Below are 20,330 nucleotides of genomic sequence, written 5' to 3'. Positions count from 1 at the left end.
GTGCGCCGCAGCCCGAGCACTGCAAGCACCGCAAGCGGACAGGGCCAACGCAGCAACGCGCCGGTTCTGGCAGTCAAAAGCACATTTATTTTTGGGCGAGTACTTAGCCACTGCCTGAATCCGGTGGTCGAACAGCAGTTCGACCTCGGCAGAGGCCAGCAGTTCAATTTCTACACGCAGCGGTGACAGCGCCTGGTTTTTTGGCATCCGTCTGCCCGATGCGGGAATGGCATCGTCGCGTCGCCTTGCCGGCCGGCCTGTCCCGAACCGGACGAATTGGCGGCGCTTTCGCATCCTGTTTCAAGTATGGACGTAGAGCAACATCAGCGATAATCCCGTCTTGCATGGATGAACGGCGACCGGGGAAGGGCTCATGGCAGGCGACAGCGACGCGGAAAAGACAGAAGACGCATCTCCCAGGAGACTGGAGAAGGCGCGCGAGGACGGCGACGTTCCCCGCTCGCGCGAGCTGGCCACCTTCGCTGTCCTGATGACCGCCGGCGCCGGCCTGTGGATTACCGGCGACAGCCTGGCCGGCCGCCTGTCCGCCGCCCTGGCCTCGGGCCTTACGCTCGACCGCGAACAGGTCTACAACCCGGCCGTCCTGCTCGAGCGCATCGGCAACGACGTCGGCGGCGTGCTGCTGGCCTGCCTGCCGCTGGCGCTGGCGATCATGCTCGTCGCGCTCGCCGCGCCGCTCTTGATCGGCGGCTTCAACTTCAGTTCCAAGGCCTTCATGCCGAACTTCATGAAGCTCAATCCGATCAGCGGCCTGGGCAACATGTTCAGCACCAACGCCCTGATCGAACTGCTCAAGGCCATCGCCAAGACGGTACTGGTCGGCTGCGTCGCCTGGATCGTCGTCATGAGCCAGAAGGACGCCGTGCTGGGTCTGGCCGTCGAGCCGCTCGGCGCCGGCACCGGCCACGTGGCCGACCTGATGGCGCGCGCCTTCCTCTTCATCGTCGGCTCGCTCGGCGTGGTGGCCCTGATCGACGCTCCCTGGCAGGTCTGGCACTACAACAACAAGCTGAAGATGACACGCCAGGAAGTGATCCAGGAATCGAAGGAATCGGACGGCAATCCCCAGATCAAGGGCAAGATTCGCCAGATGCAGCGGCAAATGGCGCGCAACCGCATGATGCAGAATGTACCTGGCGCCGATGTCGTGGTGACCAACCCGACCCACTACGCGGTGGCGCTGAAGTACACCGACGGGCAGGGCGGGGCGCCGCGCGTCGTCGCCAAGGGCGCCGATGAAGTCGCGGCCAAGATCCGCGAACTGGCGCGCGCCAACAATGTCGCGCTGCTCGAAGCGCCGGCGCTGGCCCGCGCCCTGTACAAGCACACCGAGATCGACGACGAGATTCCCGAGAAGCTGTACTCGGCGGTGGCCGAAGTGCTGGCCTATGTCTTCCAGCTGCGTCATTACAGCAAGGTCGGCGGCCATTATCCGGATCGCCCGACGGCATTGCCGGTGCCGCCCGAGATGGACCCGCTGAACCCGGCATCGCGCGCCCAGCCCGATCCCGCACCCGATACGAATAACGGAGCCGCACGATGAATCGTTTGAGAATGCCTGGCTGGATGGCCGGTATCGGCGCCAGGGGCAATGCCCTGGCCGCGCCGATCCTGATCATCCTGCTGCTGGCGATGATGATCCTGCCGCTGCCGGCCTTCGTCCTCGACCTGTTCTTCAGCTTTAATATCGCGCTGTCGGTGATCGTGCTCCTGACCGCGCTCTACACGGTCAAGCCGCTCGACTTCATGGCCTTCCCGGCGATCCTGCTGGTGTCGACCATGCTGCGCCTGTCGCTGAACGTGGCCTCCACCCGCATCGTGCTGACCGAAGGGCATACCGGCGGCGCGGCGGCCGGCAAGGTGATCGAAGCCTTCGGCCACTTCCTGATCGGCGGTAACTACACGGTCGGTATCGTCGTCTTCGTGATTCTCACCATCATCAACTTCACCGTCGTCACCAAGGGCGCGGGCCGTATCGCCGAAGTCGGCGCGCGCTTCGCCCTGGATGCGATGCCGGGCAAGCAGATGGCGATCGACGCCGACCTGAACGCCGGCATGATCACCGAGCCCGAAGCGCGCAAGCGGCGCACGGAAGTGGCGCAGGAAGCCGAGTTCTACGGCGCCATGGACGGCGCCTCGAAATACGTCAAGGGCGATGCCGTGGCCGGCATCATGGTCACGCTGATCAACGTCATCGGCGGCCTGATCGTCGGCGTGGTGCAGCACGACATGGCCGTCGGCGACGCCGCCAAGACCTATACGCTGCTGGCCATCGGCGACGGCCTGGTGGCGCAGATTCCTTCCCTGATCATCTCGATCGCGGCCGGCATGGTCGTCTCGCGCGTGGCCAACGACCAGGACATCGGCGGCCAGATGATCGGCCAGCTGTTCGCCAAGCCCGAAGTGCTGTACATCACCGGCGGCATCATCGCCGGCATGGGCCTGATCCCGGGCATGCCGAACCTGGTCTTCCTGCTGCTGGGCGCGGTGCTGGGCGGCAGCGGCTACCTGCTGGCCAAGCGGGCCCGCAACGCCCCGGAGCGCGAGGCCCAGGCCGCCGCCGGCGAGGCGGCCGCCGGCGCCGAACGCGCGGGCGGCGGCGAGACCGAGGAAGCGAGCTGGCAAGACATCATGCCGGTCGATACGCTGGGCCTGGAAGTGGGCTACCGCCTGATTCCGCTGGTCGACAAGACCCAGGGCGGCGAGCTGCTCAAGCGCATCAAGGGCATCCGCAAGAAATTCGCCCAGGAAGTCGGCTTCCTGGCGCCGCCCGTGCACATCCGCGACAACCTGGAACTGAAGCCGTCGGCCTACCGGATCACCCTGAAAGGGGTGGAAGTGGGCGCCGGCGAGGCGATCAACGGCCAGTTCCTGGCGATCAATCCGGGCATGGCGAGCGGCACGCTGCCGGGCCAGGCGACCACCGATCCGGCCTTCGGCCTGCCGGCCGTGTGGATCGAGTCCGGCATGCGCGACGAAGCGCAGAACCTGGGCTATACCGTGGTCGATGCCGGCACCGTCGTCGCGACCCACCTGAACCACCTGATCACGACGCACGCCTCGGAACTGCTGGGCCGCATGGAAGTCCAGGCCCTGCTCGATCACCTGGGCAAGGAAACGCCGAAGCTGGTCGAAGACCTGGTGCCGAAGGCGGTGTCGCTGGCGACGCTGCAAAAAGTACTGCAGAACCTCCTGGTCGAAGGCGTGCACATCCGCGACATGCGCACCATCATCGAAACCTTGTCCGAGCACGCCGGCGTCCAGGACCCGGGCGAGCTGACGGCGCTGGTGCGCATCGCGCTGGGCCGGGCGATCGTGCAGCAGCTGTTCCCCGGCACCAACGAACTGAACGTGATGACGCTGGACAACCGCCTCGAGCGCCTGCTGATGCAAGCCCTGGGCGCGGGCGGCGACGGCACCGGCATCGAGCCGGGCCTGGCCGACACCATCGCCCAGCAAGCGCACAACGCGGCCCAGCAGCAGGAAGCGATGGGACATACGCCGGTGCTGCTGGTACCGGGTCCGCTGCGCGTGCTGCTGTCGCGCTTCCTGCGCCGCGCGCTGCCGCAACTGAAGGTCTTGTCGCATTCGGAAATTCCGGAGACCAAGACGATCCGCGTGACCAGCCTGGTGGGCGCAGGTTAGCCCTCCTTGGCGCGCGCGCACCGCGCTGCCGTATACTCCGGGTTTTGCGCCGTGCCCGAGATCGAACGACCATGCGACTGACCGTAACGCCGACCGCCATTCCCGAGGTGCTGATCCTGGTGCCGCACGCCTTCGAGGACGCGCGCGGCAGCTTCGTCGAAACCTTCAACGCGCGCGACTTCGCCGCGGCGACCGGCATCGACACCCCGTTCGTGCAGGACAACGAAAGCCTGTCGCTGGGGGGCGTCGTGCGCGGCCTGCATTACCAGATCCGGCACGCGCAGGGCAAACTGGTGCGCGTGACCGAGGGCAGCGTGTTCGACGTCGCCGTCGACCTGCGCCGCTCCGCACCGACCTTCGGCCGCTGGGTGGGCGAAGTCCTGAGCGCCGAGAACCGGCGCCAGATGTGGATCCCGCCCGGCTTCGCGCATGGCTTCGCCGTCCTCGGCGAACGCGCGCAATGCCTGTACAAGACGACCGACTACTGGCATCCCGCATGCGAGCGCACGCTGCGCTGGAACGATCCGGCCATCGGCATCGACTGGCCGATCGCGTTCGCGCCGCATTTGGCGGACAAGGACGCGCACGCGCCGCTGCTGGGCGCGGCCGAGACCTTCGCGTAGGCAATGCGCGTGCCGGGGCGCCGCATGCCCCGCGCGACACCCGTACCGCCGCGGCCTGGCGCCGCCCACGCCTGATTTCCCCCGCTACATCGAATTAGACCGCTTTCCCCATCCTTTTCGCCGGATGCTTGCTCCACGGCATCGTTAATAATCACTGCCATAGACCGGCTGCATGCGTGCCGGTATCAATCGAACGAGCAGTGCGGAGAATAAGATGAATGTGAAGAAATTTACAGCGGCAACATCCCGGGAAGCCTTGCGCAAGGTGCGCGATGCGCTCGGCCCCGATGCCGTCATCCTGTCGAACCGTCCCGTCGACGGCGTCGTCGAAATCCTTGCGCTCGACAACGACGATGTCGCCTCGCTGGCCGCGCCGGCGCCCGGCACCGACATGGCCCAGCCGCAGCCGCGCCTGGACCTGAACGCCTTCGAGCCGGAGCCGCAAGGCTTCGTGAACCGCCGCCGCGCCGCGCCCGCCGCCACGCCGGAACAGATCTATGCAAGCCGCCGCGCCGCCGCGCCGCAGGACACCGACTTCGCTATCGAGCACAGCCACGCCCAGCGCCGCGCGCCCCAGGCCCGGCCGGCCTTCGACATGGACGCGATGAGCTCGATGATGTCGGCCGCGCTCGCCCAGGCAAAGGAAGCGGCCGCCGCCGACATGAGCGGGATGATGAACGAACTGCGCGCCATGCGCGGCATGATGGAGTCCCAGCTGGCCGAACTGTCCTGGGGCGGCACCCAGGCGCGCGAGCCGCAAAAGGCGGTCGTGCTGCGCGAGATGCTGGCCGCCGGCTTTTCGGCCTCGCTGTCGCGCTACCTGATCGACAAGATGCCGGCCAACAAGGACGCCGCCGAGGCGATGCGCTGGATCAAGACCGTGCTGGCGCGCAACCTCACCACGATGGCAGACGAGGATACGCTGCTCGACCAGGGCGGCGTGTTCGCCCTGGTCGGCCCGACCGGCGTCGGCAAGACCACTACCACCGCCAAGCTGGCCGCGCGCTGCGTGATGCGCCACGGTCCGGAAAAGCTGGCCCTGATCACCACCGACGCCTACCGTATCGGCGGCCACGAGCAGCTGCGTATCTACGGCAAGATCCTGGGCGTGATGGTGCATTCGGTGAAGGACGAGGCCGACCTGCGCATCGCCCTGAAAGAGCTGCGCAACAAGCACACGGTGCTGATCGACACCATCGGCATGTCGCAGCGCGACCAGATGGTGACGGAGCAGGTGGCCATGCTCGCCGGCGCCGGCGCGGACGTGAAACGCCTGCTGTGCCTGAACGCCACCTCCACCAACGAAACCCTGGCCGAAGTCGTGCGCGCCTACCAGGGCAGCGGCTTGCATGGCTGCATCATGACCAAGCTCGACGAAGCCGCTTCGATCGGCAACGTGCTCGACGTGGTAATCCGGCAGAAATTGAACCTGCATTACATCTCGAACGGCCAGCGCGTGCCGGAAGACCTGCACCTGGCCGACCGCGCGATGCTGGTCGACCGCGCCTTCCGCAGCCGCCGCGATGCGGCCAACAATGTCGAGGACGCCGACCTGCCGCTGATGATGGCGAACACGGGCAACCTGCACAAGGACGAGAGCCTGCGCGAGGTGCGCGTTGGCTAGTTTCGACTTTGACCAGGCCGAAGGCCTGCGCCGGATGCTGGCCGGCCCCAAGCCGCGCATCGTCACCTTTCTTTCCGCCACGCCTGCCGACGACAAGGGCGCGATGCTGGTCAACCTGGGCGCCTCGCTGGCCCAGGCCGGCAACGAGGTGCTGATCGTCGACGCCTGCCGCCGCGATGACGGCGCTGCCCGCCGCCTCGGGCTGGAGCGCCATGCGGGCCTGCTGCAGGTGGCGCGCCAGGAATGCGCGCTGAGCCAGGTGGTGCAGCTGGCCCCCCAGGGTTTCAACGTGGCGCTGCTGGCGCGCGACGGCCAGGTGCCTGCGGCGGGCAGCGACGAGGCGCGCCGCCTGTCGACCGCCTTCGGCGTGCTGGTGAAGAAGCAGGGCGGCATCGTCATCGTCGATGGCGAACTGGACCGCGATGGCGGCTTCCCCGTGCCGCTGCTGGCCGATTCCGAAATCGTGATCCAGGTCTCGACCAGCGCGACCTCGATCACCAACGCCTACGGGCTGGTCAAGCGCCTGGCGCAGGCGCTCGGACGCCGTCCCTTCGGCATCCTCGTCACGGGCGCTTCCGAGGCCGAGGCGAAGGTGGTTTACGATAATATGTCGGCGGCAGCAAGTCGTTACCTTGCGGTAACATTGACCTCGATGGGTTCGGTGCCGGCGGACGAATACCTGCACCGCGCGGCGCGCCTGGGGCGCTCGGTGGTCGATGCCTTTCCGCTGGCGGGGGCGTCGGTCGCTTTCCGCGCGCTGGCGGGGCGCTTTGCGCTGCCTCCCCTGACCCGGTTGGAGCGCCAGAGCGGCGGCGCGCATTTTGGTTCCTGAGAAAAAAAGCACAAGCATGTATACCGTCAAAGGGAAAGCGGACAAGAACCATATGCTCACCGAGCATGCCGCGCTCGTGAAGCGCCTGGCGCACCAGATGAAGGCCAAGTTGCCTCCCTCGGTCGAGGTGGACGACCTGATCCAGGCCGGCATGATGGGCCTGCTCGATGCCATCAACCGCTATGAAGACAACCACGGCGCCCAGTTCGAGACCTATGCCGTGCTGCGCATCCGCGGCGCCATGGTCGACGAGCTGCGCAGCAACGACTGGCTGCCGCGTAGCACCCGTTCGAGCATGAAGAAGGTCGAGACGGCCATGACCAAGCTGCAGCAGCAGCTGGGCCGTCCGCCGAGCGAGCTCGAGGTGGCCAAGTCGCTCGGCGTCTCGCTCCCGGAGTACCAGGAAATGCTGTTCGAAGGCGGCGGCCACCAGCTCGTCTATTACGAGGATTTCCACGACGAAGACGGCAACGACAGTTTCCTGGACCGCTATGCGGTCGACGACGACGACCCGCTGCGCGCGCTGCTCGACACCGACTTCCGCTCGGCCGTGATCGAGGCCATCGATTCCTTGCCGCCGCGCGAGAAGATCCTGATGGGCCTGTATTACGAAGAAGAATTGAACCTGAAGGAAATCGGCGCGGTGCTCGGGGTGTCCGAGTCGCGCGTCTCGCAACTGCATACGCAAGCGGTGGCCCGCCTGCGCGCCTCGCTCAAGGAAAAGCTGTGGACTTCGCCAGCCTGATCGGCCTGGCGCTGGCCGTGGCCGGCCTGGTCGTCGGGCATACGCTCGACGGCGGGCGCTTCGCGTCGCTGGTCCAGCCGGCGGCGTTCGCGATCGTCGTGGTCGGCACCTTCGGCGCGGTCTTGCTGCAATCGGAAGCGCGCACCTTCGCGCGCGGCATGCACATGCTGCGCTGGGTGTTCTTTCCGCCGAAGAGCCGGCGCCAGCCGCTCTCGCGCGAGATCGCGCTGTGGAGCCATACGGCACGGCGCGACGGCCTGCTGGCGCTGGAGCAGTACATGGGCGCCAAGGATCTGTTCATCCAGAAAGGCTTGCGCCTGATCGTCGACGGCATCGCGCCCGAAAAAATCCGCAACCTGCTGGAAACGGAAGTAACCGCCATCGAATTCGCCGAGCGCCAGGCCGCGCGCGTGTGGGAAGCGGCGGCCGGCTATTCGCCGACGATCGGCATCGTGGGCGCGGTGCTGGGCCTGATCCACGTGATGGAAAACCTGTCCGATCCGGCGCGCCTGGGCTCGGGCATCGCGGTGGCTTTCGTCTCGACCGTGTACGGCGTCGGGCTGGCGAACCTGTTCTTCCTGCCGGTCGGGAACAAGCTCAAGGCGATCGTGTCGGACCAGGTCGCGCAGTACGAAATCCTGATCGACGTGTTCCACGACATCGCCAGCGGCAACCACACGCGCGTGGTCGAGGAGCGCGTGGCCAGCCTGCTGGCGAAGCGCTGACATGGCCAGGAAGCGCTACGACGAGACGAGCGAACACCACGATCGCTGGCTGATTTCCTATGCCGATTTCATCACGCTGCTGTTTGCCTTCTTCGTCGTGATGTACGCCATTTCGGTCGTTAACATCGGCAAGTACAAGGTGCTGTCCGATGCCCTGGGCGATGCCTTCGGCGGCCGGCCCGCGGTGCCGCAGGCCAGCAGCAATATCGAACAGCTTCCCCTGGCGAACCTGATCGCCCGCAAGCATGCCGAAGCCCAGCGGCGCGAGCGCGAACGGCTCACTCGCCTGGCGCGCGCCCTCGATGCGTCGCTGGCGCCCCTGGTCAAGAATGGACAGGTGCGCGTGACCCAGAGCGCGCGCGGGGTGACGGTCGAGATCAATGCCAGGATCCTGTTCGCGGAAGGCCAGGCGGCGCTCGCCGCCGAGGCGCGCGCGACGCTGGGAACGGTCGCCGCGCTGCTGAAGAACGATCCGCATGCGATCCAGGTCGAAGGGCATACCGATCAGCTGCCGATCGCCAATCCGCTGTTTGCCTCGAACTGGGAATTGTCGAGCGTGCGCGCGAGCAGCGTGGTGCGGCTGTTCATCGACAGCGGGGTGGCGGCGCAGCGCCTGACGGCGGTGGGGCACGCGGCAAACCAGCCGGTGGCGTCCAACGGCGACGAAGCGGGCAGGGCGCGCAACCGGCGGGTGGCGGTGACGATCCTGGCGGCCGCGCCGGAAGCTGTGAAATAAAATTTCACTTTAGTTAGTGATTTGAAATAATATTTCACACCGGCGCGCCTCCCTTGGTTTTTTCGCGCCTCGCCCGCACAATGGGCGACACAACCATATGGAGCTGCCAATGCTGCGCAGATCTTTCTTGCTTGCCGTCCTGGGCGCGGCGAGCTGCCTGCCCCTGCCTGCGGGCGCCGCCGGAGAACCGAGCGTGAGCGTCAAACACAGCATCGATATGGAAACGCCGCCCGGCAGGGTGCTGGTGGAACTGAGCTTCATCAACCAGGGCAGGACGACGGTCTGGATCCCGCGCGAACTGGCGGCGGGCGACGCATTAACCGGCGCCCGTTTCGACGTGCGCGATGCCGGCGGCAAACCGGTGCGCTACACCGGCAGGATGGTCAAGCGCGCCGCGCCCACGGGCGCCGACTACCAGCCGCTCGAACCCGGCAAGACGCTGACGAATACGATCGACATCACGAACGCCTACGCCTTCGCCGCCGGCCGCCACAACTACCACCTCGGCTATGCCGGCCCGGTCCTGGCCGACCTCCAGCAGCTCGACAAGCCGCTGGAGTTTCCGGCACGGCCTGTTTCCTTCATCGCCAACCTCCAATAAACCGTCCCGGCAGCAACGACGCATTCCTGCCGGGCTGGCTTGTCGGTTCAGCGCCGGCGTGTTCTCGGCGACGTACCCGTGCGGGTCGGCGTTCTGCACGGCCTTGTCCGGATCACTGATCGCCAGGCTGGCCATTTCCGGTCGATACGGGGTATCGAGGATCGACGATGGCGGTCAGTCCAGCGCTGGCGAATTTTCGCCGAAGTATTCGTGCGAATCGGCGTTGTTGACGGCCCGCTCGGGTGCCGTGCGCGCCATCTCGGCCGCGCCTTGCTGGCCATAGACATGGTCGTCGGTGCCGGCGACGATCTCGAAGTGGCTCAACTCGTGCAGCAGGGTGCCGCCCATCGAGTCGGTGCCGGTCATGGGCGCGCTCCAGAAAGCCTTGCAGACCCAGATCGTGTAAGGCTGCATCGGGTAGACATAGGCGAAGTAATCCTCGTCGCAGCCGCAATCGACCTTGACCGGCTTGGTCTCGAACGCGTCCTTGATGGCCGTGAAATGCTTGTTGACGGTCGCCTGGCGCGCCGCGTCGAGGGCGCCGAACCAGTTGGTGTAGCGCTGCGCCTGCTCCTTGCCGCTCGTCAGGTAAGCCAGGCCGCTGGCGGCCATCGCGCTGCCGGCGGCCATGGCATGGGCGATCGTGTCCTGCTGGGCGTTCGAGCACTGGGCGTAGGCGAGGCCCGGTCCGGCCGGCGCGGCCAGCAGCGGCACGCTGCTGCCGCGCGGCAGGCGGCCCTCGATGAAGATGGCGGCCGTGTTCGATACGATGGCGCCGGCCGCGACGCCCGGGGCCGCCGCCGCGCCGCGGTAGCGTACCGCATAGGCGCCGGTGACGGCCATGTCGTAGGCGGCGGAGAGCTCGACGCGTGCGCTGCGGCGCTCGCCCGGGGCCAGCAGCAGGTAGTCGGCCTCGGTCGGCGTCCTGCGCTTTACCTCGCGGCCGAGGTAGCGCACCGGTTGGCCGTCGCGCGTGATGTCGAACAGGGCGAATTCGGCCGGGCCGAAGGGGGTGCGCGCTGTCAGGATGCGTTCCGGCACGGTGCCGGTATTGGTGAGCGTGACGGTGACCACGACCTCGTCGCGCTTGCCGAGCGTGGCGCGCTCCGGCGTGATGGTCACGAGAATGGCGGCGTGGGCGGGCAGGGCGGCGAGCAGCAGGGTGGCAAGGGCGGTGCGGTGCATGGATTCCTCCGTCAGGTAGTGACAACAGGAATACTTTCCGCTTGTGGAGCAGGGAGGGCTTGCGATGTGGCAATGTTTTGTGGGGTGGGCGCCATGCCAGCCCTGCAAACGGCAACGGCCGCAGCGGCGGCCGTCATGCGCTATGCAGGGAACCCTGGGACTCAGCCAAGCACGAAGCGCCGCGACGGCGCGCTGCCGAAGGTCTGTCCCTTGGCGCCATACAGCGTCGAATCGGCCGCGCCCGCCGTCGGCGTGCGCAAGGCCGTGAGTACCGTCTGGTTATGCGCCATCTGCCGGTTGATCAGCATGCCGTTGACCCGGTTCAATTCTTTCGCCTCCGCCGTGCGCGCCAGCAGCCGGTCCCACTCCCCGCGCGCGGCGTCGTCGCCCTGCGCCGCCAGCCATGGCGCCATGCCGGCTTCCGCGGCAGCGAACCCGGCCCGGCCCAGGGCGGCGTGGCGCTCGCGCGACAATTGTGCCAGCTCCTGCACCAGTACCACCTTGCGCGGGGTGAGTTCGCCCAGGCCGTCCGCATCCGCCGCCACCAGCAACCGCTGCTCCTGCTTCATCAATTCGACCAGTGCGCCGATGCGCTCGTGTTCGGCAGGGAGGGTGGCGCTTGGCTGGGTCATGGGGCGTTATCGGTTGCGTGAGTGGAGCAGGTCGCGCACGGTATCGAGCAGGCCGTCCGCGATCCTTTCGGAATTGACTTGGAACTGCCCATCGGCAATTGCCAGTTTAATACGTTCAACTTTCTTGGCATCGAACACCTGGGCCGAGCCCGCGGTGCCGCTCGCCGCCTGTGCCTGCGACGACAAGCGCACGCTGTCGGTCTGCGCCGGCGTGGCCGTGGCCGCGGCCTTTTCCGCCTGCCTGGCATTGGCTGCGGTCGTATTCGGTTGCTGAAGGCCTTGCGGGCCTTTGAGGTTATCGTTAATTTTCACGGCATCATCCTTCCTTGTTCGGAGCAGGAACTCCGGGATCTGCAGTGTGTAACGGCTGTCTGCCCATAAACTTTAGCGCAGAACGTCAAACAAGGAAGTTTTTTCAAAAAAACAAGTGTGGCGCGGGAAGTACGCCGGCGCCGACCCGCCTGACACGCCGCTGCGGCGTCGCTCCCCCTACAAGGCCACTTCGACAATGCCGCCATGGCGCGCGGTGCCGCTGACGATCGCCCCGCGCGGCGTGCGCACCTGCACTACCTGGCCCTCGCTCGCGTTGCCGATCGCCTTGCCTTCGCCCGAGACCGAGAAATTCTCGCCGCGCGAAATGATCCGCACCGCCTGGTTCTGCTGCACCACCGGCTTGCTCTTGAGCGAATCGCTTCGCAGGGGCGTGCCGGCCGGCAGCGAGACGGTCGGCGTGCGGCCGACCGCCTGTGCCCTGTCGGTGATGATCCCGTTCGGCATGGCCGCGATATCGCCCTGCATGGTCGCCAGCTGGCCGGCCTCGATCGCCTGGCCCTGGGCCAGCGGCACGGCGGCGGTCACGTAGTCGGCCACCACGCTCACCTGCGCCTGCACGAACATCGTCCAGGCCGGCGCCGTGCAGCGCAGGCCGACCGTGGTCTTGCCCCAGGGGCGGGCGCCCGGCTGCTGGAAGGCTTCGGGCGCCGGACAGGCCGCCAGAGACAGGCGCGGATCGACCGCGCCGACCTTGACCGTCACCTTGCCGGGCAGGCCGGCGCTTTGCGCCTGCAAATAGGTTTCGGCCAGCGCGCGCAGCGCGGCGCCGTCCTGGCGCGCGCCGGTCTGCGCCATCGCAGCGGGGACGGCCAGGCATAACAGGGACAACAGCTTCGGATTCTTGAACATGGCAGGAGAGCCCTTCTGTGATGCTGGTCATCTTAGGTGTGTTGATGCCGTAGTGAAACTTTGAATAGCCGGGTCTTGGGGGTGCTTATCCTTCGATGGACTATTGTTGCTCAAACGTATGATTCATGCTGTCCCAACCAGAAATCAGCCCGGAGGCGGCATGATCGGCAAACTCGACAATTATTTACGCTTCAACGAATCGGCGCTGTCCCTGCGGGCCCAGCGCCAGGAACTGATCGCGTCCAACATCGCCAACGCCGACACGCCGCACTTCAAGGCGCGCGACATCGATTTCGCCAGCGCCATGCAGGGCGCCCTGGCGAAAGCCACTCCGGCCGCCGCCACGCCGCTGGCGGCCACCAGCAAGGGTCACCTCCAGCCTGCGCTCGACGGCAAGGCGCTGCCCGGCGGCACCCCGTTGCTCTACCGCGGCGTGGTGCAGGGGGCGGTCGACGGCAATACGGTCGACATGGATGTCGAGCGCAACCAGTTCGCCGACAACGCGCTGCGCTACGAAGCCGGCATCACGATGATCAACCACCAGATCCGCGGCCTGATGGCGGCGATCCAGAACGGTCAATAACAGGGTGAACCAGCATGTCGCTATTTAATATCTTCAACGTCTCCGGCTCGGCCATGAGCGCCCAGGCCCAGCGCCTGAACACCGTCGCCAGCAACCTGGCCAACGTCGACAGCGCCACGTCCTCGACCGGCGAAGCCTACCGCGCCAAGCAGGTCGTCTTCGAAGCCGTGCCGATGGCCACCGGCGGCACCGGCGTCAAGGTCCGGGAAGTCGTCAACGATCCTTCGCCCCTGAAGCAGGTCTACGACCCCAAGCATCCGATGGCCGACGACAAGGGCTATGTCGCGATGCCGAACGTGAACCCGGTGGACGAGATGGTCAACATGCTGTCGGCCTCGCGTTCCTACCAGAACAACGTCGAGACGATGAATGCGGCCAAGAGCATGCTGCTCAAGACCCTGACCCTGGGTCAGTAATGCACCGATAACCGAGCAATCACCGAGCCGAGCCCCGACCCATGCCTACCGTAAATTCCGCCACATCGACCACCTCGATCACCGACCTGATGTCGACCATGAACGCCAAGAAGGCCGACACCGGCGACAGCGTCCAGGCCGACACCGACAAGTTCATGACCCTGCTGGTGACCCAGCTGAAGAACCAGGATCCGCTCAATCCCCTCGATAACGCCCAGGTGACGAGCCAGTTGGCCCAGCTCCAGACGGTGACCGGCGTGAACAAGCTCAACGAGACGCTTGAGACGCTCAAGGCGAGCTACCAGTCGACCGAGGCGATGTCGGCCACCAACCTGATCGGCCATGGCGTGCTGGTCGAGGGCAGCAGCCTGAACCTCAGCGGCGGCAAGTCCGTCTTTGGCGTCGAACTGGCCACCGCCGCCGACAACGTGCAGGTGATCGTCACCGATCCGCGCAGCGGCAAGGACGTGGCCACGATCGACCTCGGCGCGGCCGCGGCCGGCGCCATGCCGCTGGCCTGGGACGGCAGCGGCGACGCCGCCGACGCCGGCCTGCTCGCCGACGGCCGCTATGCCTTCCGCGTCGTCGCCACCCTCGGCGGCCAGCCGCTGACGGACGTCAAAGCACTGACCCTCGACACGGTCGCCAGCGTCAGCACGAATTCGAAGGACGGCGTCAAGCTCAACCTCGCCGGCAAGGGCGCCATCACCCTCGCCGACATCAAACAAGTGCTCTAAAGCCATGAGCGACTGAGAAAAAACCCAGGGCGGCGCTGCGTCGTCTCGCCCTGGGACTTTTCCGAGGCGCTCACAACGAATAATTTGAGGAGAATCATATGTCTTTCCAACAGGGCCTGAGCGGCTTGAACGGCGCAGCCAAATCGCTGGACGTCATCGGTAACAACATCGCCAACGCCAGCACGGTCGGCTTCAAGGGCGCCCAGGCGCAGTTCGCCGACGTCTACGCCAGCTCGCTCAACGGCGCCGGCGGCGTGACGGCCGGTATCGGCACCAAGGTCTCGACGATCGCCCAGCAGTTCACCCAGGGCAACATCGAATCCTCGAACAACTCGCTCGACGTCGCCATCAACGGCCAGGGCTTCTTCCGCACCGTCTCCTCGGGCATTGTCCAGTACAGCCGCAACGGCCAGTTCGCGCTCGACAAGGATGGCTTCATGACGAATGCGCAGGGCGCCAAGCTGACCGGCTACCAGACCGGCCCCAGCGGCGAGATCCTGGCCGGCGCCCCGACGCCGGTGCAGATCAGAACCACCGACCTGAAGCCGGTCGCGACCACCAAGGTCGGCATCGAGATGAACCTCGATTCGCGCGTGGCGGCCCCGGTCGTCAGCCCCTTCGACGCCAGCGATCCGAACAGCTACAACAAGCAGTCGCCGGTGGACGTCTACGACACGCTGGGCAACCCGCACGTGCTCTCGACCTTCTACGTGAAGAACGGTTCCGGCACCTGGGACATCTATGCGGCCAACGACGGCGTCGAAGTGACGAACCTGGCCGTGGCGCAAGCCGCGCAGGGCGACGCGACGGTCAGCGCGGCGCGCGCGGCCTGGGACGCGGCAACCAAGGCGGTGCCGCCGGTGCCCTCGACGATTTCGGCGGCGCTGGCCGACTATGCTTCCGCCGCCGCCAGCGTGGTCGCCGATGCCGCCGCGACGGCCGGCGCCGATGCGGCCGCCCAGGCGGCCATCGTTGCCGCCGGCGACGAAGCGGCGGTTGTCGCCGGCAACACGCCGGACCTGGTCGACAAGGCCATCATGGCCTCCGTGAAAGTGCCTGCCGTGCCGGTCGGCACCCTGCGCTTCGACGAGAACGGCGCCCTGAACGCGGCGACGACCGCCAACGGCGGCAAGTTCACCGTCGACCTGCCGATCTTCCCGCCCACCGGTTCCGAACCGACCCAGTCGATGGAAATCGCCTTCACCGGCACCACGCAGTACGGCACCGCGACCAGCGACAAGAAACTGGTCCAGGACGGGTACACGGCCGGCCACCTGCAGCGCTTCTCGATCGGCAAGGAAGGCATCATCCTCGGCCAGTACAGCAACGGCCAGAGCAAACCGCTGGGCCAGGTGGTGCTGGCGAACTTCGCCAACGCCAATGGCCTCGAACCCCTCGGCAACAATGCCTGGGCCGAATCGGCCAACTCGGGCACGCCGCTGATCGGCACCCCGAATTCCGGCAGTTTCGGCGTCATGCAGTCGTCGGCGGTCGAGACCTCGAACGTCGACCTGACGGCCGAGCTGGTCAACATGATCACCGCGCAGCGCGTGTACCAGGCCAATGCGCAGACGATCAAGACGCAGGATTCGGTACTGCAAACCCTGGTCAATCTCCGTTGATCGATTGATTGATTGATTGATCGAGCCGGCGGCGCCGGTTGCGGGCGCCGCAGCCCAGCATAGCCGGCACCCACACCAAGGAACGAACATGGATCGCCTGATCTACACCGCCGCCTCCGGCGCCAAGCACATCCTCGAGCAGCAGGCCACGGCCTCGAACAACATGGCCAACCTGAACACCACGGGTTTCCGGGCCCAGCTCGACACCTTCCGGGCCGTGCCGGTGCAAAGCGAGGGCTTGCCGACCCGCGCCTTTGTCGTCAACAACACCGTCGGCGCCGATTTTTCGGCCGGCCCGCTGCAACTGACCGGGCGCGACCTCGACGTCGCCGTCAAGGGCCCGGGCTGGATCGCGGTGCAGAATGCCGACGGCAGCGAAGCCTATACCCGCAACGGCGCCCTGCAGATGAGCCCGAACGGCGTGCTGACCACCACGAGCGGCGCGACGATCGCGGGCGAGGGCGGTCCGATCACGATTCCGCCGGACGTCACCGTCACCGTCGGCGGCGACGGCACCATTTCCACGATCTCGACCGCCGAGCGCCCGGCCGCGCCCGTGATCCTGGGCCGCCTCAAGCTGGTCAATCCCGCCGAACGGGACCTGGTGCGCGGCGACGACGGGCTGTTTCGCCTGAAGGACGGCGCCACCGCCCCGCAAGACCCGGCCGTGCGCGTGGCCGGCGGAGCGCTCGAGGGCAGCAACGTCAACGCCGTCGATGCCATGGTGTCCATGATCGGCCTGGCGCGCTCCTTCGAGACGCAAATGAGCCTGATGAAGAACGCCGAGAATAACGCCGCGAAAGCCAGTCAGATCCTTGCTTTGAATTAAGTGTTTCTCCAGCATAATTCTATTGTGCAGTGGCGGCGCCTGAGTTGCCAGCCCTCGCCGCCAATAGGAGAAACCCATGATTCGTTCGCTGTACATTGCCAAGACCGGCCTCGAGGCACAGCAAACCAACCTCGACGTCATCACCAACAATCTCGCCAACGTCAGCACCAACGGCTTCAAGCGTTCGCGTGCGGTATTCGAGGACTTGCTGTACCAGACCGTGCGCCAGCCCGGCGCCCAATCCTCGCAGCAGACCAATCTGCCTTCCGGCCTGCAGCTCGGCACCGGCGTGCGCGCCGTCTCGACCGAACGCATCTTCACCCAGGGTAACCCCCAGCAGACGGGCAACTCGAAGGACGTGATGGTCAACGGCTCGGGTTTCTTCCCCGTCCTCCTGCCCGACGGCACCCAGGCCTATACCCGCGACGGCTCCTTCCAGACCGACGCCAACGGCACCCTCGTCACCTCCAGCGGCTACCCGGTCCAGCCGCCGATCACGATTCCGGCGAACGCCGAGTCGATCACGGTCGGCCGCGACGGCACCGTCTCGATCAAGGTGGCGGGCACGACCGCCACGACCCAGGTCGGCACCTTGCAGCTGATGACCTTCATCAATCCGGCCGGGCTGGAGTCGAAGGGCGAGAACCTGTACCTGGAAACGACCGCCTCGGGCAACCCGAACGCGAACACCCCGGGCACCAACGGCGCCGGCGTCCTGATGCAGGGTTTCGTCGAAACCTCGAATGTCAACGTGGTCGAGGAAATGGTCAACATGATCCAGACCCAGCGCGCCTACGAGATCAACAGCAAGGCGATCACGACCTCAGACCAGATGCTTGCCAAGCTGGCCCAGTTATGAAACCACTGATTGCCACGATCCTGCTGGCGGCCCTGGCCGGCTGCGCTGTTACCCCAAGCACCATCGTGCAGGAAACGCGCAGCGCGCGTCCGGCGCTGGCCGAACTGGCGCCGCCAACGGACGGCGCCATCTACAACGCCCGGAGCTACCGGCCGATGTTCGAGGACCGCCGCGCGCGCCAGATCGGCGACCTCCTGACGATCAACATCGTCGAGAAGACCTCGGCCAACAAGGCCGGCACCAGCTCGGGCAACAAGACGGGCAGCGCCAGCTTCGGGTTGCCGGGCCCGCTGCAATCGAGGCTCGGCGCGAATGTCGCGACCGAAGGCGCGATCAAGTTCGCCGACGGCGACAACCAGAGCGCCAGCAATGCCTTCACCGGCACCATCGGCGTGACCGTCACCGAGGTGCTCTCGAACGGCAACCTGGTCGTGGCCGGCGAGAAGCAGGTCGCGATGAACAAGGGCATCGAATTCATCCGCTTCTCGGGCCTCGTCAGCCCCGACACGATCCAGAACGGCAATGTCGTGTCCTCGACCCTGGTGGCCGATGCGCGCGTCGAATACCGCACCAACAGCCGTGTCGACCGCGCCGAGATGAATTCGATGATGTCGCGTTTCTTCCTGTCGCTGCTGCCGTTCTGATCCGGAGTTGATGATGCATGTGACTTTCCCGCTGCTGGCGCTCGCCGCCATCGTCGCCGCCCTCGCCGCACCGCTCGCCCAGGCCGAGCGCCTGAAGGACATGGCCAGCATCGCCGGCGTGCGCCAGAACCAGTTGTCGGGCTACGGCCTCGTGGTCGGCCTCGACGGCACGGGCGACCAGACCAGCCAGACGCCGTTCACGGTGCAGTCGATCATCGCCATGCTGCAACAGAAGGGCGTGAACCTGCCGCCGGCCGGCCAGTTGCAGCTGAAAAACGTCGCCGCCGTGATGGTCACGGCGGCGCTGCCGGCCTTCGCCCAGCCGGGCCAGAACATCGACATCACGGTGTCCTCGATCGGCAACGCCAAGAGCCTGCGCGGCGGCACCTTGCTGATGACGCCGCTGCACGGCGCCGACGGCCAGGTATATGCCATGGCCCAGGGTAACGTGCTGGTGGGCGGCGTCGGGGCGTCGGCCGGCGGCGCGCAGGTGCAGGTCAACCACCTGGCGGTCGGCAAGATCTCGGACGGCGCCACCGTCGAGAAAGCGGTCGCCTCGACCCTGGGCGAAAACAACCAGATCCGCCTGGAACTGAAACAAACCGATTTCGCCACCGCCAGCCGCGTCGTCACCGCCCTGAACGACCAGTTCGGCGTCGGCACCGCCACCGCCCTGGACGGGCGCGTGATCCGCGTGCGCACCCCGGCGTCGTCGGATGCGCGCGTGAGCTTCATCGGCATGATGGAAAACATCGACGTCAAGCCGGCCGCGGCCGCCGCCAAGGTCATCCTGAATGCCCGCACCGGATCGGTGGTGATGAACCAGGCCGTCACCCTCGATACCTGCGCCATTTCGCACGGCAACCTGTCGGTGACGGTCGGCGCCGACACGCAGGTGAGCCAGCCGGCGCCGGGTTCGCTCGGGCGCACCGCGGTCACCACCACGCCGAGCGTGGAAATCAAGAAGGACCCGGGCAAGGTCTTGCTCGTCAAGGGCGGCGCCTCGCTGGCCGAAGTGGTGAAGGCGATGAACTCGATCGGCGCCTCGCCGCAAGACTTGCTCGCCATCCTGCAGGCTTTGAAGGCCGCCGGTTCGCTGCGCGCCGAACTCGAAATCATCTAAGGACGCGGCAATGATTCCTTCCAAAAGCAACGCGACCGGCGGCTTCGCGCTCGATACCCAGGGTCTCGGCGACCTGAAGCGTTCGGCCAAGGCCGGCTCGTCCGAGGCGACCCGCGGCGCGGCCCAGCAGTTCGAGGCGCTCTTCATCAACCAGATGATGAAGAGCATGCGCGAGGCGACGCCGTCCGAAGGCGTGATGGACAACCAGCAGACCAAGATGTTTACCTCGATGCTCGACCAGCAGCTGAGCCAGAACATGTCCAAGCGCGGCATGGGCCTGGCCGACGTGCTGGTGCGCCAGTTGTCGGCCCAGACCGACGCCAGGGCGCTGGCCATCGGCGGCGCGGACGGCGCGGCCGCGACCGGCAATGCCAGCGGCGCGGCCGGCATGCTCGACATCCCGCTGCTGCCGGCGCAGCCCGGTCCGCTGAAGGGCCTGGAAGCGGCGCCGCAAACGAACGGCCTGAGCGCGAGCGGCCGCACCCAGGCGCCGCACGTGCGCGCCTTCCAGGAAAAGCTCGGCGCCCACGCGGCCCAGGCCGAAGCCGTCACCGGCGTGCCGGCCAAGTTCATGCTCGGCCAGGCGGCGCTGGAGACGGGTTGGGGCAAGCGCATGATCCGCAATGCCGACGGCAGCAACGCCAACAACCTGTTCGGCATCAAGGCCGGGCCCGGCTGGAAGGGCAAGGTCGCCACCGCCGTGACGACCGAATACGTGAATGGCCAGCCGCGCCAGAAGGTGGAAAAGTTCCGCGCCTACGACACCCCGGCCGATTCGTTCAAGGATTACGCGCGCATGCTGGCCAACAACCCGCGCTACGAAAAGGTGCTGGACCATGCCGGCGACGCCTCGGCCTTCGCCCACGGCCTGCAGCGCGCCGGCTATGCGACCGACCCGCAATACGGCGCCAAGCTGTCGAAGATCATCAAGAACTCCTTAGCTTGAGCATAACAGGCAGTCGTCGG

22 protein-coding genes are annotated in these 20,330 nt (G+C 66.5%); 18 read left to right on the top strand and 4 right to left on the bottom strand.

Going from position 1 to position 20,330, the window contains the following annotated elements; all coding sequences use genetic code 11:
- Nucleotides 1-373 precede the first annotated feature (373 nt).
- From flhB to ACFPOU_RS00515, 9 genes are all read left to right on the top strand, one after another.
- Nucleotides 374-1,564, top strand: coding sequence for a flagellar biosynthesis protein FlhB (flhB, locus tag ACFPOU_RS00555; protein WP_379715565.1), 1,191 nt, complete (start codon nt 374-376; stop codon nt 1,562-1,564).
- Nucleotides 1,561-3,666 carry a flagellar biosynthesis protein FlhA gene (gene flhA / locus ACFPOU_RS00550; RefSeq protein ID WP_379715562.1) on the top strand — a complete coding sequence of 702 codons (2,106 nt, stop codon included), beginning with the start codon at nt 1,561-1,563 and terminating at the stop codon, nt 3,664-3,666. The genes flhB and flhA overlap by 4 nt, the downstream gene beginning before the upstream one ends.
- A 71-nt stretch (nt 3,667-3,737) precedes the next feature.
- Complete coding sequence (rfbC, locus tag ACFPOU_RS00545; RefSeq protein WP_379715560.1) at nt 3,738-4,289, top strand: dTDP-4-dehydrorhamnose 3,5-epimerase; 552 nt, start codon at nt 3,738-3,740, stop codon at nt 4,287-4,289.
- A gap of 214 nt (nt 4,290-4,503) precedes the next feature.
- Nucleotides 4,504-5,913: a flagellar biosynthesis protein FlhF gene (gene flhF / locus ACFPOU_RS00540; protein WP_379715557.1), complete on the top strand. Its 1,410-nt coding sequence runs from the start codon at nt 4,504-4,506 to the stop codon at nt 5,911-5,913.
- On the top strand, nt 5,906-6,745 hold the full coding sequence (locus ACFPOU_RS00535; protein WP_379715554.1) for a MinD/ParA family ATP-binding protein: 840 nt from the start codon (nt 5,906-5,908) through the stop codon (nt 6,743-6,745). The genes flhF and ACFPOU_RS00535 overlap by 8 nt, the downstream gene beginning before the upstream one ends.
- Nucleotides 6,746-6,761: 16 nt before the next feature.
- Entirely contained in the window at nt 6,762-7,490 is a 729-nt protein-coding gene (locus ACFPOU_RS00530; RefSeq protein WP_379715551.1) for an RNA polymerase sigma factor FliA, read from the top strand.
- On the top strand, nt 7,472-8,215 hold the full coding sequence (locus ACFPOU_RS00525) for a flagellar motor protein (protein WP_379715548.1): 744 nt from the start codon (nt 7,472-7,474) through the stop codon (nt 8,213-8,215). The genes ACFPOU_RS00530 and ACFPOU_RS00525 overlap by 19 nt, the downstream gene beginning before the upstream one ends.
- 1 nt (nt 8,216) lies before the next feature.
- On the top strand, nt 8,217-8,951 hold the full coding sequence (motD, locus tag ACFPOU_RS00520; protein ID WP_379715545.1) for a flagellar motor protein MotD: 735 nt from the start codon (nt 8,217-8,219) through the stop codon (nt 8,949-8,951).
- 193 nt (nt 8,952-9,144) lie between these two features.
- Entirely contained in the window at nt 9,145-9,552 is a 408-nt protein-coding gene (locus tag ACFPOU_RS00515; RefSeq protein ID WP_379715542.1) for a hypothetical protein, read from the top strand.
- A gap of 174 nt (nt 9,553-9,726) precedes the next feature.
- Here ACFPOU_RS00515 and ACFPOU_RS00510 read toward each other — a convergent pair whose 3' ends face one another.
- The 4 genes from ACFPOU_RS00510 to flgA form a co-directional block, all read right to left on the bottom strand.
- Nucleotides 9,727-10,737 carry a M35 family metallo-endopeptidase gene (locus ACFPOU_RS00510; RefSeq protein WP_379715539.1) on the bottom strand — a complete coding sequence of 337 codons (1,011 nt, stop codon included), beginning with the start codon at nt 10,735-10,737 and terminating at the stop codon, nt 9,727-9,729.
- A gap of 161 nt (nt 10,738-10,898) precedes the next feature.
- A complete protein-coding gene (locus ACFPOU_RS00505) occupies nt 10,899-11,369 on the bottom strand; it encodes a flagella synthesis protein FlgN (RefSeq protein ID WP_379715536.1) in 471 nt (156 codons plus the stop codon).
- 6 nt (nt 11,370-11,375) lie between these two features.
- Nucleotides 11,376-11,681, bottom strand: a complete 306-nt coding sequence (flgM, locus tag ACFPOU_RS00500) for a flagellar biosynthesis anti-sigma factor FlgM (protein ID WP_379715533.1) — start codon at nt 11,679-11,681, stop codon at nt 11,376-11,378.
- Nucleotides 11,682-11,858: 177 nt separating this feature from the next.
- On the bottom strand, nt 11,859-12,551 hold the full coding sequence (gene flgA / locus ACFPOU_RS00495) for a flagellar basal body P-ring formation chaperone FlgA (RefSeq protein WP_379715530.1): 693 nt from the start codon (nt 12,549-12,551) through the stop codon (nt 11,859-11,861).
- A gap of 160 nt (nt 12,552-12,711) precedes the next feature.
- On the opposite strand from flgA, the gene flgB reads away from it, so the two are divergent.
- The 9 genes from flgB (at nt 12,712) to flgJ (ending at nt 20,310) form a co-directional block, all read left to right on the top strand.
- Complete coding sequence (flgB, locus tag ACFPOU_RS00490; RefSeq protein ID WP_379715527.1) at nt 12,712-13,134, top strand: flagellar basal body rod protein FlgB; 423 nt, start codon at nt 12,712-12,714, stop codon at nt 13,132-13,134.
- 14 nt (nt 13,135-13,148) lie between these two features.
- Nucleotides 13,149-13,550 (top strand): flagellar basal body rod protein FlgC, encoded by a 402-nt coding sequence (gene flgC, locus ACFPOU_RS00485; protein WP_379715524.1) that lies wholly within the window; start codon nt 13,149-13,151, stop codon nt 13,548-13,550.
- A 41-nt stretch (nt 13,551-13,591) separates the two neighbouring features.
- Nucleotides 13,592-14,287: a flagellar hook assembly protein FlgD gene (locus ACFPOU_RS00480; protein WP_379715521.1), complete on the top strand. Its 696-nt coding sequence runs from the start codon at nt 13,592-13,594 to the stop codon at nt 14,285-14,287.
- Between the two features lie 98 nt (nt 14,288-14,385).
- Nucleotides 14,386-15,909, top strand: coding sequence for a flagellar hook protein FlgE (locus ACFPOU_RS00475; protein ID WP_379715518.1), 1,524 nt, complete (start codon nt 14,386-14,388; stop codon nt 15,907-15,909).
- 88 nt (nt 15,910-15,997) lie between these two features.
- Nucleotides 15,998-16,738: a flagellar basal-body rod protein FlgF gene (flgF, locus tag ACFPOU_RS00470; RefSeq protein ID WP_379715515.1), complete on the top strand. Its 741-nt coding sequence runs from the start codon at nt 15,998-16,000 to the stop codon at nt 16,736-16,738.
- Nucleotides 16,739-16,814: 76 nt separating this feature from the next.
- Nucleotides 16,815-17,597 carry a flagellar basal-body rod protein FlgG gene (gene flgG / locus ACFPOU_RS00465; protein WP_379715512.1) on the top strand — a complete coding sequence of 261 codons (783 nt, stop codon included), beginning with the start codon at nt 16,815-16,817 and terminating at the stop codon, nt 17,595-17,597.
- Nucleotides 17,594-18,241, top strand: a complete 648-nt coding sequence (locus tag ACFPOU_RS00460) for a flagellar basal body L-ring protein FlgH (protein WP_379715509.1) — start codon at nt 17,594-17,596, stop codon at nt 18,239-18,241. The genes flgG and ACFPOU_RS00460 overlap by 4 nt, the downstream gene beginning before the upstream one ends.
- 13 nt (nt 18,242-18,254) lie before the next feature.
- Nucleotides 18,255-19,364: a flagellar basal body P-ring protein FlgI gene (locus tag ACFPOU_RS00455; protein WP_379715506.1), complete on the top strand. Its 1,110-nt coding sequence runs from the start codon at nt 18,255-18,257 to the stop codon at nt 19,362-19,364.
- A 10-nt stretch (nt 19,365-19,374) separates the two neighbouring features.
- The gene (gene flgJ, locus ACFPOU_RS00450; RefSeq protein ID WP_379715503.1) at nt 19,375-20,310 is read left to right on the top strand and encodes a flagellar assembly peptidoglycan hydrolase FlgJ; all 936 of its coding nucleotides are present in this window, start codon (nt 19,375-19,377) and stop codon (nt 20,308-20,310) included.
- Nucleotides 20,311-20,330 lie beyond the last annotated feature (20 nt).

Source organism: Massilia jejuensis (assembly GCF_042656795.1).
In the GTDB taxonomy this organism is placed as follows: Bacteria; Pseudomonadota; Gammaproteobacteria; order Burkholderiales; family Burkholderiaceae_D; genus Telluria; species Telluria jejuensis.
This window is presented reverse-complemented; position numbering and strand designations above follow the sequence as displayed.